This window comes from Pseudomonas sp. LB3P81 (assembly GCF_054897965.1).
On the sequence record NZ_JBUBVG010000001.1, the window covers coordinates 3,399,079 to 3,414,806 of the forward strand.

Below are 15,728 nucleotides of genomic sequence, written 5' to 3' on the forward strand. Positions count from 1 at the left end.
GAAAAGGGCAGAGGAGCCGAATCTCTGCGCACAAAAAAAGGCCAATTCAGAGAATTGGCCTTTTTTGTGCGTGAACGCGTGGATTCAGCTATTTGTGAAAATGAGCAACTATTTTGTGAACCTACACTGGATCAGAAATCCAGGTTGGAAACCGCCAAGGCGTTGCTTTCGATGAAGTCACGACGAGGCTCGACCGCATCACCCATCAGGGTGTTGAAGATCTGGTCCGCGCCAATGGCGTCTTCGATGGTCACTTTGAGCATCCGGCGCTGGCTTGGGTCCATGGTGGTTTCCCACAGCTGATCCGGGTTCATCTCACCCAGACCTTTGTATCGCTGGATGGTGTGACGCTTGGTGCTTTCAGTCATCAGCCATTCAAGTGCTTCCTTGAACTCGGTGACCGGCTTCTTGCGCTCGCCACGCTGGATATACGCGCCGTCGTCCAGCAAGGAGCTCAGTTGAGCACCCAGGGAAACAACGGTCTTGTAATCGTTGCTGCCGAAGAAGTCGCGGTTGAACGTGACGTAGTTCGACAGGCCGTGGGAGATCAGTTCGACCTCTGGCAGCCAGACGTTACGTTCACGGTCTTCACGCAGGCTGGCTTTGTAGACCAGACCCGACTTCTCGACGGTGCGCAGGCGAACTTCGTATTGGGCCAGCCAATCCTGCATCGCTGCGTGATCCGACAGCTGCTCCATGCTCACCGCTGGCAGGTAGATGAAGTGTTCGGTCAATTCCTGTGGGTACAGGCGCGACAGACGCTTGAGGGTCTTCATCACCAGACGGAAGTCGTTCACCAGGCGCTCAAGGGCTTCGCCGGAGATACCCGGGGCTTCCTCGTTCAGGTGCAGGCTCGCATCTTCCAGGGCCGACTGCGTCATGTACTCTTCCATGGCGTCGTCGTCTTTGATGTATTGCTCTTGCTTGCCTTTCTTGACCTTGTACAGCGGTGGCTGAGCGATATAGATGTAGCCACGCTCGATCAGCTCTGGCAACTGACGGAAGAAGAACGTCAGCAGCAGGGTACGGATGTGCGAACCGTCGACGTCAGCATCGGTCATGATGATGATGTTGTGGTAGCGCAGCTTGTCGATGTTGTATTCGTCGCGGCCGATGCCGCAGCCCAGCGCGGTGATCAAGGTGCCCACTTCCTGCGAAGAGATCATCTTGTCGAAGCGCGCCTTCTCGACGTTCAGGATCTTGCCTTTCAGCGGCAGGATGGCTTGCGTCCGGCGGTTACGTCCCTGCTTGGCGGAACCGCCAGCAGAGTCACCTTCCACGAGGTACAGTTCGGAAAGGGCAGGGTCTTTTTCCTGGCAGTCAGCCAGTTTGCCCGGCAGGCCAGCGATGTCCAGCGCGCCTTTACGACGGGTCATCTCACGGGCTTTACGCGCCGCTTCACGCGCACGTGCCGCGTCGATCATCTTGCCGACGACCAGTTTGGCTTCGTTCGGGTTTTCCAGCAGGAAGTCGGAGAAGTACTTGCCCATTTCCTGTTCGACCGCGGTCTTCACTTCGGAAGAAACCAGCTTGTCTTTGGTCTGGGAGCTGAACTTCGGATCCGGCACCTTCACCGAGATAATCGCGGTCAAGCCTTCACGGGCGTCATCACCGGTGGTGGCGACCTTGTGCTTCTTGGCCAGGCCTTCAGCTTCGATGTAGGTGTTCAGGTTACGCGTCAGCGCGGAACGGAAACCTACCAGGTGAGTACCGCCGTCACGCTGCGGAATGTTGTTGGTGAAGCACAACAGGTTCTCGTTGAAGCTGTCGTTCCACTGCAGGGCGATTTCAACGCCGATGCCGTCTTCACGCTGGATGTTGAAGTGGAACACCTGGTTGACCGGGGTCTTGTTGGTGTTCAGGTATTCAACGAACGCACGCAGGCCACCTTCGTACTTGAACAGCTCTTCCTTGCCGCTGCGCTCGTCCTTGAGGACGATACCGACACCAGAGTTGAGGAAGGACAGTTCACGAATCCGCTTGGCCAGAATATCCCAGCTGAAGTGGATGTTCTTGAAGGTTTCAGCCGAAGGCTTGAAGTGAATCTGGGTGCCGGTGGTTTCGCTCTCGCCAACGATCTTCATTGGCTCTTGCGGAACACCGTGGACGTAAGTCTGTTCCCAGATCTTGCCGCTACGGCGCACGGTCAGGATCAGCTCTTTGGACAGTGCGTTCACCACCGACACACCTACACCGTGCAGACCGCCGGATACTTTGTAGGAGTTGTCGTCGAACTTACCGCCGGCGTGCAGCACGGTCATGATGACCTCGGCAGCCGAGACGCCTTCTTCTTTGTGCACGTCTACCGGGATACCACGGCCGTTGTCGCGAACGGTGATGGATTCGTCCGGGTGGATGATGATGCTGATGTCGTCGCAGTGGCCGGCCAAAGCTTCGTCGATCGAGTTATCGACCACCTCGAACACCATGTGGTGAAGACCGCTGCCATCGTCGGTGTCACCAATGTACATACCGGGACGTTTGCGTACGGCATCCAGGCCTTTCAGCACTTTAATGCTCGTTGAGTCGTACGTATTTTCTTCGCTCAATGCCTTCACTCCCGATGGTCGTGGGTCTGGGTGATACGGCCCTGTTCCACGTGGAACAGGGCGACTGGCGTTTCCGTCTGCCAGCCTTCCCTCAATAATTCGTGATCTACACAGGTAATAAACACCTGGCAGCGTAAGTCTTCCAGCAAGCGGCAAAGCGCGCGACGGTGGTGCTCGTCCAGTTCGGACGGCAAGTCATCCACCAGATAAATACACTGGCCGCGTCGGGCCTGGCTGACCAGATGCCCTTGAGCAATCCGCAATGCACAGACCACCAACTTCTGCTGTCCGCGGGACAAGATGTCCGCGGCGTTATGCGCGCCCAATCTGAGACGCAAATCAGCGCGTTGTGGTCCGGCCTGGGTATGACCCAATTGCTGATCCCGCTGAAGGGACCCGGCGAGCACTGCACTCAACTCGCGGTCCTTGTCCCAGCCTCGGTAATAGCTGAGCGTCAAACCCTCAAGCTCAACCAGTTCGCTCAAGGTCTGTTCAAAGACTGGTTTCAAGGCTTTGATATAAGCACGGCGGTATTCATCAATTTCAGCGCTGGCCTGGCACAGTTCTCTGTCCCAAACCGCTTGCGAAACGGCGTCAAGTGTACCATGCCGCAGCCAAGAGTTTCTCTGACGCAGGGCCTTCTGCAAGCGCTGCCAGGTTGACATGAATCGCGGTTCCACGTGGAACACGCCCCAGTCGAGAAACTGTCGACGAATCTTCGGTGCGCCTTCCAGTAAGCGGAAACTGTCAGGATTGATTAGCTGCAGAGGCAGGATTTCAGCCAGTTGCGCAGCGCTGCGGGCGTTTTGCCCGTCGATGCGAATCTGAAACTCACCTTGGCGGTCGCGCGATATTCCCAATGCACTATGCCCACCCTCGGCTAATTCGACCTGGCCAAACACCGTGCACGCCAATTGCTCGTACTGAATGACCGGCAGCAGGCGGGCGCTACGAAACGAACGGGCAAGCCCCAGCAGGTGAATGGCTTCCAGAACACTGGTTTTGCCGCTGCCGTTGGCGCCGTAAAGAATGTTGATGCGGGGAGAGGGGGAGAAGGTCACCGGGTGCAGATTGCGCACCGCGGTGACCGAGACGCGACTTAAGGACATCTAGCTTCTGCTGAGCATGATTACAGACGCATCGGCATGACAACGTAGGCCGAGTCGTCGTTGTCGGACTCTTGTACCAGCGCACTGCTGTTGGAGTCGGACAGAATCAGGCGAACCTGCTCAGTGGTCATCACGCCCAGCACGTCGAGCAAGTAACTCACGTTGAAACCGATTTCCAGATTGCCGCCGTTGTACTCAACGCCGACTTCTTCTTCCGCTTCTTCCTGCTCCGGGTTGTTGGCCTGGATCTTCAACTGACCGTTGGCCAGTTGCAGACGGATACCACGGTACTTCTCGTTGGACAGAATCGCAGTACGGCTGAAGGCTTCACGCAACGCCTGACGGTCGCCAAGTACCAGCTTGTCACCGCCCTTCGGCAGCACGCGCTCGTAGTCCGGGAATTTACCGTCGACCAGTTTCGAGGTGAAGGTGAACTCACCAGTGGTAGCGCGGATGTGATGTTGACCCAAAACGATGCTGACGATGCCATCCGGCTCGGTCAGCAGGCGCGCCAACTCAAGGATACCCTTGCGCGGCACGATGACCTGGTGGCGATCCGGCTGACCGATGTCGGCTTGCATCGAGCACATGGCCAGACGGTGACCGTCGGTGGCCACGGCGCGGATGATCCCGGCCGAGACTTCCAGCAGCATGCCGTTCAGGTAGTAACGCACGTCCTGCTGGGCCATGGCGAAGCTGGTGCGTTCGATCAGACGACGCAGTTTGCTTTGCTCCAGGCTGCAAGTCAGCGAGCCCGGACCTTCTTCCACGGTCGGGAAATCGTTGGCCGGCAGGGTCGACAGGGTGAAGCGGCTACGGCCAGCCTTCACCACCAGTTTCTGCTCGTCGACCTTGATGTCGATCAGCGCGTCGTTCGGCAGGCTCTTGCAGATGTCCATCAGCTTGCGCGCAGGCACAGTGATGGAACCCGGATCAGCAGGCTCTTCGAGTTCTACACGACCGACCAGCTCGACTTCCAGGTCGGTACCGGTCAGCGACAGTTGCTGGCCTTCGACAACCAGCAGCACGTTGGAGAGCACCGGCAAGGTCTGTCGGCGCTCGACGACGCCTGCGACCAGTTGCAGGGGTTTCAACAGGGCTTCGCGTTGAATGGTGAAATGCATGGTCTAGTCCCTTGCCTTAATAAGCTGCGCTGGTATGCATCAAGTGGTCAGTGTACGCAGCAGGTTCTTGTAGTCCTCGCGGATGTCCGCGTCGGATTCCTTAAGTTCGTTGATCTTGCGGCAGGCGTGCAAAACAGTCGTATGGTCCCGGCCGCCAAACACGTCGCCGATTTCCGGCAGGCTGTGGTTAGTCAACTCTTTGGACAACGCCATGGCAACCTGACGCGGACGAGCGACCGAGCGAGAACGACGCTTGGACAGCAGGTCGGAAATCTTGATCTTGTAGTACTCGGCGACCGTGCGCTGAATGTTATCCACAGAGACCAGTTTGTCTTGCAGTGCCAACAGGTCTTTCAAGGATTCGCGGATCAGCTCGATGGTGATATCGCGGCCCATAAAGTGCGAGTGTGCTATCACACGCTTGAGCGCGCCTTCCAGCTCACGGACGTTGGAGCGAATACGCTGGGCAATGAAGAACGCCGCATCGTGGGGCAGATCGACTTTGGCCTGGTCGGCCTTTTTCATCAGGATCGCTACGCGGGTTTCCAGCTCCGGCGGCTCGACGGCAACCGTCAGGCCCCAGCCAAAGCGGGATTTGAGGCGCTCTTCAAGGCCTTCGATTTCTTTCGGATAGCGGTCACTGGTGAGAATGACCTGCTGGCCACCTTCGAGCAGGGCGTTGAAGGTGTGGAAAAACTCTTCCTGGGAGCGTTCCTTGCGGGCGAAGAACTGAATGTCATCGATCAGCAACGCATCCACCGAACGGTAGAAGCGCTTGAACTCGTTGATCGCGTTCAGTTGCAGTGCCTTGACCATGTCGGCCACGAAACGCTCCGAATGCAGGTACACAACCTTGGCATTCGGGTTCTTCTTTAATAGATGGTTACCCACAGCGTGCATCAAGTGGGTTTTACCCAGGCCAACGCCGCCATAAAGGAAGAGCGGGTTGTAACCGTGCTTGGGATTGTCCGCTACCTGCCAGGCCGCTGCGCGGGCCAGTTGGTTGGACTTACCTTCGACGAAGTTTTCGAAGGTGAAAGTGCGGTTCAGGTAGCTGGTGTGCTTGAGCGCACCTTCGACCTGCACCGTGCGCTGCTCGGAACGCACCGGGGCCTGTTGAGAGCTCGCACCTGCCATCGGGTCGAAACTGTCGCGCGACGGCTCTTCACTGACGTCGGCAACTTTCTGAGTCGAACGCTTGGTCGGTGTAGCCGTCGGGGCGGGTGCCGGAGCACTGACAGGTGCTTGAGCCGCCTGTGCCTGGGACGCGGCGGCAGCCAGCGGCGCATTCGGAGCGGCACGCGGCGCCGAACTGCGTTTGCTGCCTATTAATAAGGAGAGCGCAGGCGCCATGCCGTTGCCATGCTCATCAAGCAGTTCAAGGACGCGGCCCAGGTACTTTTCATTGACCCAGTCGAGAACAAAACGATTCGGCGCGTAAACACGCAACTCGTCGCCTTCGGCTTCGACCTGTAGAGGACGGATCCAAGTGTTGAATTGTTGGGCAGGCAGCTCATCGCGCAAAAGCTCCACGCACTGCTGCCAAAGTTCCACTGACACGGATATCCCCTAAGTTGAAAGCCGGTGAGGCAAAAACAAGCGGCCATTGTAGCGACCAGACGCCGACTTATCCACACGTAGGTGGGCCACTGGCCAAGAAGAATCAACGATTTATACGTAAAAAAGACGACCAATGGTCTGTGCATAAGCTCTGTGGATAACCGCCCCTGAGGTCGTTGCACAAGTGGGGGCGAAACTCGGTGGATAACCTGCCTGTGGATAACAACCCCTTTCACACACAGCTTATCCGACAGCGCAGCACAGGCTGACCACCGTTTTCCACCGTAGTTGTCATTCTCTGTACAGCACGGGATAGAAGGCCTTAAGGTAGTTATCCACAGATGATCGGTGCCCTAGCTTTTATAAGCTTTACAGAAAAGCTTTAAATACTTTCCTTCTTTATTTTTATATTTGGCCAAGGCGGAAGGCGAGCAAAACCACTGGAGATCTATTTATAAGGAAACGTTGGTTGGAAATTGACCTAGAGGCTTGCTTTCTCTAGAATCCCCGGTCTCTTAAAACGGGGGCCATTCCGGCCCGTTGTGGACGAACCAGGTAACACGACAATGAAACGTACTTTCCAACCAAGCACTATCAAACGCGCTCGTACCCACGGTTTCCGTGCTCGCATGGCTACCAAGAACGGTCGTGCCGTTCTGTCGCGTCGTCGCGCCAAAGGTCGTGCGCGTCTGGCAGTTTGATAAGCCGGCACTGGAGGTGAGTCAGGACTTCAGTCGGGAAAAGCGTCTGCTTACTCCCCGGCATTTCAAGGCAGTCTTTGACTCCCCTACCGGCAAGGTTCCGGGGAAAAATCTCCTGCTCCTTGCGCGCAACAACGATCTTGATCACCCCCGTCTCGGGCTGGTTATCGGGAAAAAGAGCGTAAAGCTCTCCGTCGAGCGCAATCGCCTCAAACGTCTGATGCGCGAATCGTTCCGTCTGAACCAGGATTCACTGGCCGGTTGGGACATCGTTATCGTCGCGCGCAAAGGTTTGGGTGACGTAGAAAACCCCGAATTGATTCAGCATTTCGGCAAACTCTGGAAGCGTCTGGCACGCAGCACGCCGGTACCAGCAGTCAAAACCGAAACTGTAGGGGTAGACAGTCCCGATGCGTAAACTGGCACTCGTTCCGATCCAGTTTTATCGCTATGCCATTAGTCCTCTGATGGCCAGTCACTGTCGTTTCTACCCCAGTTGTTCCTGCTACGCGTTAGAAGCCATAGAAAATCATGGCCTTCTGCGCGGTGGCTGGCTGACCTTTCGTCGTTTAGGTCGCTGTCATCCGTGGAATCCCGGTGGTTATGACCCGGTTCCGCCTATCCCTACCTCCCGTTCTTCTTCGATGGCCGAGTAATCATGGATATCAAACGCACGATCCTGATCGTCGCCCTGGCAATCGTGTCCTACGTTATGGTTCTTAAATGGAACCAGGACTATGGCCAGGCTGCCCTGCCGACTCAGAATGTTGCTTCCAGTACTACCGCACCGGGCCTACCGGATACGGCGACTGGCAATAATGCTTCTGTCAGTGACGACATTCCACGCGCCGCAAGCGATACCAGTGCAAATGCTCCTGCTGAAACGCCGGTAGCTGCAAGCAAAGACCTCATCCAGATCAAAACGGATGTGCTCAACCTGGCTATCGATCCACAAGGTGGTGATGTTGCCCAGTTGACGCTGCCGCTGTATCCACGTCGCCAGGACCATCCGGAAATTCCATTCCAGCTGTTCGATAACGGCAACGAGCGGACTTATCTGGCTCAAAGCGGTTTGATCGGCACCAACGGTCCGGACGCAAGTCCTGCCGGTCGTCCGGTTTACGCCTCGGAGAAGAAGATTTATCAACTGGCTGACGGTCAGGACCAATTGGTCGTGGACCTGAAGTTCAGCAAGGACGGCGTCAACTACATCAAGCGTTTCACCCTGAAACGTGGCCTGTACGACGTCACCGTTTCCTACCTGATCGACAACCAGAGCGCTCAGCCCTGGTCCGGTGCAATGTTCGCGCAATTGAAGCGTGATGCCAGCTCCGATCCTTCTTCCAGCACCGCCACCGGCACCGCGACTTACCTGGGCGCCGCCCTGTGGACAAGTAACGAGCCGTACAAGAAAGTGTCGATGAAGGACATGGACAAGGCTCAGCTGAAAGAAACCGTCAGCGGTGGTTGGGTTGCCTGGTTGCAACACTACTTCGTGACTGCGTGGATTCCGGCGAAGGGCGAAAACAACGTCGTCCAGACCCGCAAAGACAGCAAAGGCAACTACATCATCGGTTACACCGCCCCGGCAATGACTGTTGCGCCAGGTGCGAAAGCCGAGACCAGTGCTGTTCTGTACGCCGGTCCGAAAAGCCAGGCGGTGCTGAAAGAGTTGTCCCCAGGTCTGGAACTGACGGTCGACTACGGCATTCTGTGGTTCATTGCCCAGCCAATCTTCTGGTTGCTGCAACACATCCACGCGCTGGTTGGTAACTGGGGCTGGTCGATCATCTTCCTGACCATGCTGATCAAGGGGATCTTCTTCCCGCTGTCGGCAGCCAGCTACAAATCCATGGCCCGCATGCGCGCAGTGGCACCGAAACTGGCCGCGCTGAAAGAGCAACATGGCGATGACCGGCAGAAAATGTCGCAAGCCATGATGGAGCTGTACAAGAAAGAGAAGATCAATCCGCTGGGTGGTTGCTTGCCAATCCTCGTGCAGATGCCGGTTTTCCTTTCGCTGTACTGGGTTCTGCTGGAAAGCGTAGAAATGCGCCAAGCGCCGTTCATGCTGTGGATTACTGACCTGTCGATCAAGGATCCGTTCTTCATTCTGCCGATCATCATGGGTGCAACCATGTTCATCCAGCAGCAGTTGAACCCGACTCCTCCGGATCCGATGCAGGCCAAGGTAATGAAGCTGATGCCAATCATCTTCACCTTCTTCTTCCTGTGGTTCCCGGCTGGTCTGGTGCTGTACTGGGTAGTGAACAACTGCCTGTCCATCGCCCAACAGTGGTACATCACTCGTAAAATCGAAGCGGCTACTAAAGCAGCCGCCTGATTTACACTGTGGATAACCACTCAAAACGCCCCCTAGTGGGGCGTTTTGCTATCTGTCACTTTTGTCTGGATATCGGTTTATGAGCGCTCCTCGTGAAACCATCGCCGCCGTCGCCACCGCTCAAGGTCGTGGCGGCGTAGGCATCGTCCGTATTTCCGGGCCACTGGCGAGCGTTGCGGCCAAGGCCTTCAGCGGTCGTGAACTCAAGCCGCGATTCGCCCACTACGGCCCGTTTTTCGATAAAAACGAAGAGGTGCTGGACCAGGGCATCGCCTTGTATTTTCCGGGACCGAACTCGTTCACCGGCGAAGACGTGCTGGAACTCCAGGGTCATGGCGGCCCGATTGTTCTGGACATGCTACTCAAGCGTTGCCTTGAACTGGGGTGTCGTCTGGCACGGCCAGGTGAATTCAGCGAACGTGCGTTCCTCAATGACAAACTCGACCTGGCGCAGGCCGAAGCGATCGCCGACCTGATCGAGGCCAGTTCTGCACAGGCTGCGCGCAATGCATTGCGTTCCTTGCAGGGGGCATTTTCCGATCGTGTGCATAACCTCACCGAGCAACTGATCGGCCTGCGGATTTATGTAGAAGCGGCCATCGACTTCCCGGAAGAAGAAATCGACTTCCTTGCCGATGGCCATGTACTGAGCATGCTCGACAAGGTCAGGGACGAGTTATCCACCGTACTGCGCGAAGCCGGACAGGGTGCATTGTTGCGTGACGGCATGACAGTGGTCATCGCCGGTCGACCGAATGCCGGTAAATCCAGCTTGCTGAACGCCTTGGCTGGGCGGGAAGCCGCGATCGTGACCGAGATTGCCGGCACAACCCGGGACATTCTTCGCGAACATATCCACATCGATGGCATGCCGCTTCACGTGGTGGATACCGCTGGTCTGCGAGATACCGATGACCAAGTGGAAAAAATAGGCGTGGAACGGGCGTTGAAAGCCATCGGCGAAGCAGATCGGGTGCTGTTGGTGGTCGATGCCACAGCACCTGAAGCACTTGATCCGTTCGCGTTATGGCCGGAGTTCCTGGAGATCCGCCCGGATCCGGCCAAAGTCACGCTGATCCGCAACAAGGCGGACTTGACCGGTGAAGCGATTGCCCTGGAAGTCAGCGAGGATGGCCACGTCACCATCAGCCTCAGCGCCAGGTCTGCAGGCGAGGGACTGGAACTGCTGCGTGACCACCTCAAGGCCTGCATGGGCTACGAGCAGACCTCGGAAAGCAGCTTCAGTGCTCGCAGGCGTCACCTTGAGGCGTTGCATCATGCCAGTGCATCCCTCGAGCACGGCCGTGCACAGCTGACTCTGGCAGGTGCCGGCGAGCTACTGGCCGAAGATTTGCGCCAGGCGCAGCACGCTTTGGGTGAAATCACCGGTGCATTCAGCTCCGATGATTTGCTTGGACGAATCTTTTCCAGCTTCTGCATCGGTAAATAGTCGTTCCGTTGTCCACAGACAGGCCTTTCGTGCCTGTCTGTTCCCTCCCTTCTCTTAAATCTTCCTCCAGTGCCGAGCACATTCTTTCTGCTTGAGCGGATTTTCCGCGTGCGGAATTTGCTCGTTCAGCACTTTTCTGTGGATTAAGCCCTGTGAATAACTGCCACTAAGGGCAGTTGATAACAGGGCCTCAAAACTGAAGATAACCACCTCTGTGGATAACAACCCCTTTCATCCACAGGCTTAGACCGGTTATCCAAGGGCCTCATTAGCACATGACCACAGGGTTTTGAATCTCTGTACACATTGAATATAAAGGTCTGTAGAGATCTATCCACAGAAAGGCGCCTCAGTAGAAATAAACATAAAAACAAAGATTTAATAAATTTCTCTCTTTTTAATTTCTATAACCCCGACTTCTCCACAGCTGGTTAAATTTTGTGCAAAGGGTTCTTTAGGAAGGGCGAAGTCCCTATACTTGCCGCCCAGGTCCAAAAACCTGAGCTCAAACTATTCCTGATTACCTAACTGAAGCAGGCACGAGGTGCGTGGTGGATTTCCCTTCCCGTTTTGAAGTGATCGTCATCGGCGGCGGTCATGCCGGTACCGAGGCAGCACTGGCCTCAGCACGCATGGGTGCAAAAACCCTGCTGCTGACGCATAACGTGGAAACCCTCGGTGCCATGAGTTGCAACCCTGCCATTGGCGGGATCGGCAAAAGCCATCTGGTGAAAGAAATCGATGCCCTCGGCGGCGCGATGGCCATGGCGACCGATAAAGGTGGTATCCAGTTTCGTGTTCTGAACAGCCGCAAAGGCCCGGCCGTGCGTGCGACTCGCGCTCAGGCAGACCGGGTTCTGTACAAGGCCGCTGTCCGCGAAGCACTGGAAAACCAACCGAACCTGTGGATATTTCAACACGCCGCTGATGACCTGATTGTCGAGCAGGAACAAGTGCGCGGTGTTGTCACCCAAATGGGTCTGCGTTTCTTCGCGGATTCCGTGGTGTTGACCACTGGCACGTTCCTCGGTGGACTTATCCACATCGGGATGCAGAATTATTCCGGTGGTCGCGCCGGTGATCCGCCGTCGATCGCCCTTGCGCACCGACTGCGTGAATTGCCACTGCGTGTTGGTCGCTTGAAAACCGGTACGCCGCCGCGCATCGACGGTCGATCCGTGGATTTCTCGGTAATGACCGAGCAAGCCGGTGATACGCCGATCCCGGTGATGTCGTTCATGGGCTCCAAAGAGCAGCATCCGAAACAGGTCAGTTGCTGGATCACCCACACCAACGCCCGCACCCACGAAATCATTGCCTCCAACCTTGATCGTTCGCCGATGTATTCCGGTGTGATCGAAGGTATCGGCCCGCGTTATTGCCCGTCGATCGAAGACAAGATCCACCGCTTTGCCGACAAGGAAAGCCATCAGGTCTTTATCGAGCCGGAAGGTTTGACCACTCACGAGCTGTACCCGAACGGGATATCCACATCGTTGCCGTTCGACGTGCAATTGCAGATCGTGCAATCGATCCGCGGTATGGAAAACGCGCACATCGTTCGTCCGGGCTACGCCATCGAGTACGACTATTTCGATCCGCGCGACCTGAAGTACAGCCTGGAAACCAAAGTGATTGGCGGTCTGTTTTTCGCCGGACAAATCAACGGCACTACCGGTTATGAAGAGGCCGGCGCCCAAGGTTTGCTGGCCGGGGCCAACGCCGCACTGCGTGCTCAGGGCAAAGACGCCTGGTGCCCGCGTCGCGACGAGGCGTACATCGGCGTGTTGGTCGATGACCTGATTACGTTGGGTACTCAGGAACCGTATCGGATGTTCACATCCCGCGCCGAATACCGTTTGATCCTGCGCGAAGACAACGCCGACCTGCGTCTGACCGAAAAAGGTCGTGAATTGGGTCTGGTCGATGACGCGCGCTGGGCGGCTTTCTGCACCAAACGCGAAAGCATCGATCTGGAAGAACAACGCCTGAAAAGTACGTGGGTTCGCCCGGGCACCGAGCAGGGCGATGCGATTTCCGAGAAGTTTGGTACGCCGCTGACTCACGAATACAACTTGCTCAACCTGCTGAGCCGTCCGGAAATCGACTACGCTGGTCTGATCGCCGTGACCGGTGGGGGCGCAGAAGATCCACAAGTCGCCGAGCAGGTCGAAATCAAGACCAAATACGCCGGTTACATTGATCGCCAACAAGATGAAATCGCGCGTCTGCGGGCCAGTGAAGACACAAAACTGCCTGTGGATATCGATTACACAAACATTTCCGGTCTCTCCAAAGAGATCCAGAGCAAGCTCGGTGCGACCCGTCCAGAGACCCTGGGCCAGGCGTCACGTATCCCGGGCGTTACCCCGGCAGCGATTTCGCTGTTGATGATTCATTTGAAAAAACGCGGCGCGGGCCGTCAGTTGGAGCAAAGCGCTTGAGTTCGTTGGTCACCTCGCAACACGCTGAAGAGTTATCCACAGGTGCTCGCCAGCTCGGTATCACACTGACCGAAACCCAGCACGCGCAGCTGCTGGGCTATCTGGCCCTGTTGATCAAATGGAACAAGGCCTACAACCTGACCGCCGTGCGCGATCCGGACGAAATGGTCTCGCGCCACCTGCTCGATAGTTTGAGCGTGATGTCGTTCATCGAAAACGGTCGCTGGCTCGACGTTGGCAGCGGCGGTGGCATGCCGGGCATTCCGTTGGCCATCCTGTTTCCAGAATCCCAAGTGACCTGCCTGGACAGCAACGGCAAGAAAACCCGCTTCCTGACCCAGGTCAAACTCGAACTAAAACTGGATAACCTGCAAGTTATCCACAGCCGCGTCGAAGCCTTCCAGCCTGCACAGCCGTTCAACGGGATCATTTCCCGGGCGTTCAGCAGCATGGAGAACTTCAGCAACTGGACGCGCCACCTCGGCGACGCCGATACACGTTGGCTGGCAATGAAGGGCGTTCATCCGGCCGATGAGCTGGTAGCATTGCCGGCAGACTTCCACCTCGATAGCGAACACGCCCTGGCCGTACCTGGTTGCCAAGGCCAACGCCATCTGCTGATACTGCGCCGCACGGCATGATTGGGAACACAAGCAAGAATGGCTAAGGTATTCGCGATAGCGAACCAGAAAGGTGGTGTGGGTAAAACCACCACCTGCATCAACCTCGCAGCTTCCCTGGTCGCTACCAAGCGTCGGGTGCTGTTGATCGATCTCGATCCACAGGGCAACGCCACCATGGGTAGCGGTGTGGATAAACACGGCCTGGAAAATTCGGTCTACGACTTGCTGATCGGCGAGTGCGACCTGGCCCAGGCCATGCACTACTCCGAGCACGGTGGTTACCAGCTGTTGCCGGCCAACCGTGACCTGACCGCGGCCGAAGTGGTTCTGCTGGAAATGCAGATGAAGGAAAGCCGCTTGCGCAGCGCGTTGGCGCCGATCCGTGAAAACTACGATTACATTTTGATCGACTGCCCGCCGTCGCTGTCGATGCTGACACTGAACGCTCTGGTTGCGGCTGACGGGGTCATTATCCCCATGCAGTGCGAGTACTTTGCGCTCGAAGGCTTGAGCGACCTTGTGGATAACATCAAGCGCATCGCTGAACTGCTGAACCCGAACCTGAAAGTCGAAGGTTTGTTGCGCACGATGTACGACCCGCGTCTGAGCCTGATGAACGACGTGTCGGCGCAGTTGAAAGAACACTTCGGCGAGCAGCTCTACGACACCGTCATTCCGCGCAACATCCGCCTGGCCGAAGCGCCAAGCTATGGCATGCCGGCGCTGGCGTACGACAAAACATCACGGGGCGCCATTGCCTATCTGGCATTGGCGGGCGAGATGGTTCGCCGTCAGCGCAAAAACTCACGCACCGCCGCAGCTCAGGCAAATTAAGGAATCCCCATGGCCGTCAAGAAACGAGGTCTCGGACGTGGACTGGATGCACTGCTGAGCGGTCCGACTGTCAGCTCGCTGGAAGAGCAGGCGGTACAAGCCGATCAGCGTGAGCTGCAGCATTTGCCCCTGGACCTGATCCAGCGCGGCAAGTATCAACCGCGTCGGGACATGGACCCGCAAGCGCTGGAAGAACTGGCGCAGTCGATCAAGGCACAGGGCGTGATGCAGCCGATCGTGGTCCGTCCGATCGGCAGTGGCCGCTTCGAAATCATTGCCGGCGAACGCCGCTGGCGCGCCAGCCAGCAGGCTGGCCAGGAAACCATCCCGGCGATGGTTCGCGATGTGCCGGATGAAACCGCCATCGCCATGGCGCTGATCGAGAACATCCAGCGCGAAGACCTCAATCCGATCGAAGAAGCGGTAGCCCTGCAGCGTTTGCAGCAGGAATTCCAGCTGACTCAGCAACAAGTGGCCGAAGCGGTGGGCAAGTCCCGCGTGACCGTGGCCAACCTGCTACGCTTGATCGCGTTGCCGGAAGTTATCAAAACCATGCTGTCCCACGGTGACCTGGAAATGGGTCATGCGCGTGCATTGCTTGGTTTGCCGGAGAATCAACAGGTTGAAGGGGCGCGACATGTTGTCGCACGGGGGCTGACTGTGCGCCAGACTGAGGCACTGGTTCGCCAGTGGTTGAGTGGCAAACAGGAACCTGCCGAACCGGCAAAACCGGACCCGGATATCGCCCGACTCGAGCAGCGCCTGGCCGAGCGCCTAGGCTCTGCGGTGCAGATCCGACACGGAAAGAAGGGGAAGGGGCAGTTGGTGATCGGTTACAACTCCCTCGATGAGCTTCAGGGTGTGCTTGCACACATTCGCTGAAACATTTCCTCATGTAGCGTGCAGTCGGAAATCACTACCCGACAGTTGAATAGGGGCAGAACCGCCCCTATACTCTGCGCGCATTTTGTCGGCACAAATTATGCCAAG

The 15,728-nt window shown here is 56.8% G+C and carries 13 protein-coding genes; 9 read left to right on the top strand and 4 right to left on the bottom strand.

The features are described from left to right. Positions 1–131: 131 nt before the first annotated feature. The 4 genes from gyrB to dnaA are packed head-to-tail and all read right to left on the bottom strand — an operon-like array spanning position 132 to position 6,342. Complete coding sequence (gene gyrB / locus ACYZTL_RS15640) at positions 132–2,549, bottom strand: DNA topoisomerase (ATP-hydrolyzing) subunit B (RefSeq protein ID WP_461952550.1); 2,418 nt, start codon at positions 2,547–2,549, stop codon at positions 132–134. Positions 2,550–2,554: 5 nt separating this feature from the next. Next, the gene (gene recF, locus ACYZTL_RS15645; protein WP_461952551.1) at positions 2,555–3,658 is read right to left on the bottom strand and encodes a DNA replication/repair protein RecF; all 1,104 of its coding nucleotides are present in this window, start codon (positions 3,656–3,658) and stop codon (positions 2,555–2,557) included. Between the two features lie 20 nt (positions 3,659–3,678). Further along, on the bottom strand, positions 3,679–4,782 hold the full coding sequence (gene dnaN / locus ACYZTL_RS15650; protein ID WP_461952552.1) for a DNA polymerase III subunit beta: 1,104 nt from the start codon (positions 4,780–4,782) through the stop codon (positions 3,679–3,681). Positions 4,783–4,821: 39 nt separating this feature from the next. Next, entirely contained in the window at positions 4,822–6,342 is a 1,521-nt protein-coding gene (gene dnaA / locus ACYZTL_RS15655; protein ID WP_017341708.1) for a chromosomal replication initiator protein DnaA, read from the bottom strand. 566 nt (positions 6,343–6,908) lie between these two features. On the opposite strand from dnaA, the gene rpmH reads away from it, so the two are divergent. The 9 genes from rpmH (at position 6,909) to ACYZTL_RS15700 (ending at position 15,620) form a co-directional block, all read left to right on the top strand. Beyond that, positions 6,909–7,043, top strand: a complete 135-nt coding sequence (rpmH, locus tag ACYZTL_RS15660) for a 50S ribosomal protein L34 (RefSeq protein WP_003213577.1) — start codon at positions 6,909–6,911, stop codon at positions 7,041–7,043. Positions 7,044–7,059: 16 nt separating this feature from the next. Further along, entirely contained in the window at positions 7,060–7,461 is a 402-nt protein-coding gene (gene rnpA, locus ACYZTL_RS15665; protein ID WP_031319201.1) for a ribonuclease P protein component, read from the top strand. Beyond that, complete coding sequence (yidD, locus tag ACYZTL_RS15670; protein ID WP_010207715.1) at positions 7,454–7,699, top strand: membrane protein insertion efficiency factor YidD; 246 nt, start codon at positions 7,454–7,456, stop codon at positions 7,697–7,699. Before rnpA ends, yidD begins: the two co-directional genes overlap by 8 nt. Before the next feature lie 2 nt (positions 7,700–7,701). Next, positions 7,702–9,387 carry a membrane protein insertase YidC gene (yidC, locus tag ACYZTL_RS15675; RefSeq protein ID WP_461952553.1) on the top strand — a complete coding sequence of 562 codons (1,686 nt, stop codon included), beginning with the start codon at positions 7,702–7,704 and terminating at the stop codon, positions 9,385–9,387. A gap of 79 nt (positions 9,388–9,466) precedes the next feature. Beyond that, positions 9,467–10,837: a tRNA uridine-5-carboxymethylaminomethyl(34) synthesis GTPase MnmE gene (mnmE, locus tag ACYZTL_RS15680; RefSeq protein WP_461952554.1), complete on the top strand. Its 1,371-nt coding sequence runs from the start codon at positions 9,467–9,469 to the stop codon at positions 10,835–10,837. Between the two features lie 551 nt (positions 10,838–11,388). Further along, positions 11,389–13,281 carry a tRNA uridine-5-carboxymethylaminomethyl(34) synthesis enzyme MnmG gene (gene mnmG / locus ACYZTL_RS15685; RefSeq protein WP_461952555.1) on the top strand — a complete coding sequence of 631 codons (1,893 nt, stop codon included), beginning with the start codon at positions 11,389–11,391 and terminating at the stop codon, positions 13,279–13,281. Beyond that, positions 13,278–13,922 carry a 16S rRNA (guanine(527)-N(7))-methyltransferase RsmG gene (gene rsmG, locus ACYZTL_RS15690; protein ID WP_461952556.1) on the top strand — a complete coding sequence of 215 codons (645 nt, stop codon included), beginning with the start codon at positions 13,278–13,280 and terminating at the stop codon, positions 13,920–13,922. The genes mnmG and rsmG overlap by 4 nt, the downstream gene beginning before the upstream one ends. A gap of 18 nt (positions 13,923–13,940) precedes the next feature. Further along, a complete protein-coding gene (locus ACYZTL_RS15695) occupies positions 13,941–14,738 on the top strand; it encodes a ParA family protein (RefSeq protein ID WP_461952557.1) in 798 nt (265 codons plus the stop codon). 9 nt (positions 14,739–14,747) lie between these two features. Continuing rightward, entirely contained in the window at positions 14,748–15,620 is an 873-nt protein-coding gene (locus ACYZTL_RS15700; protein WP_461952558.1) for a ParB/RepB/Spo0J family partition protein, read from the top strand. The last annotated feature ends 108 nt before the right edge of the window (positions 15,621–15,728 follow it).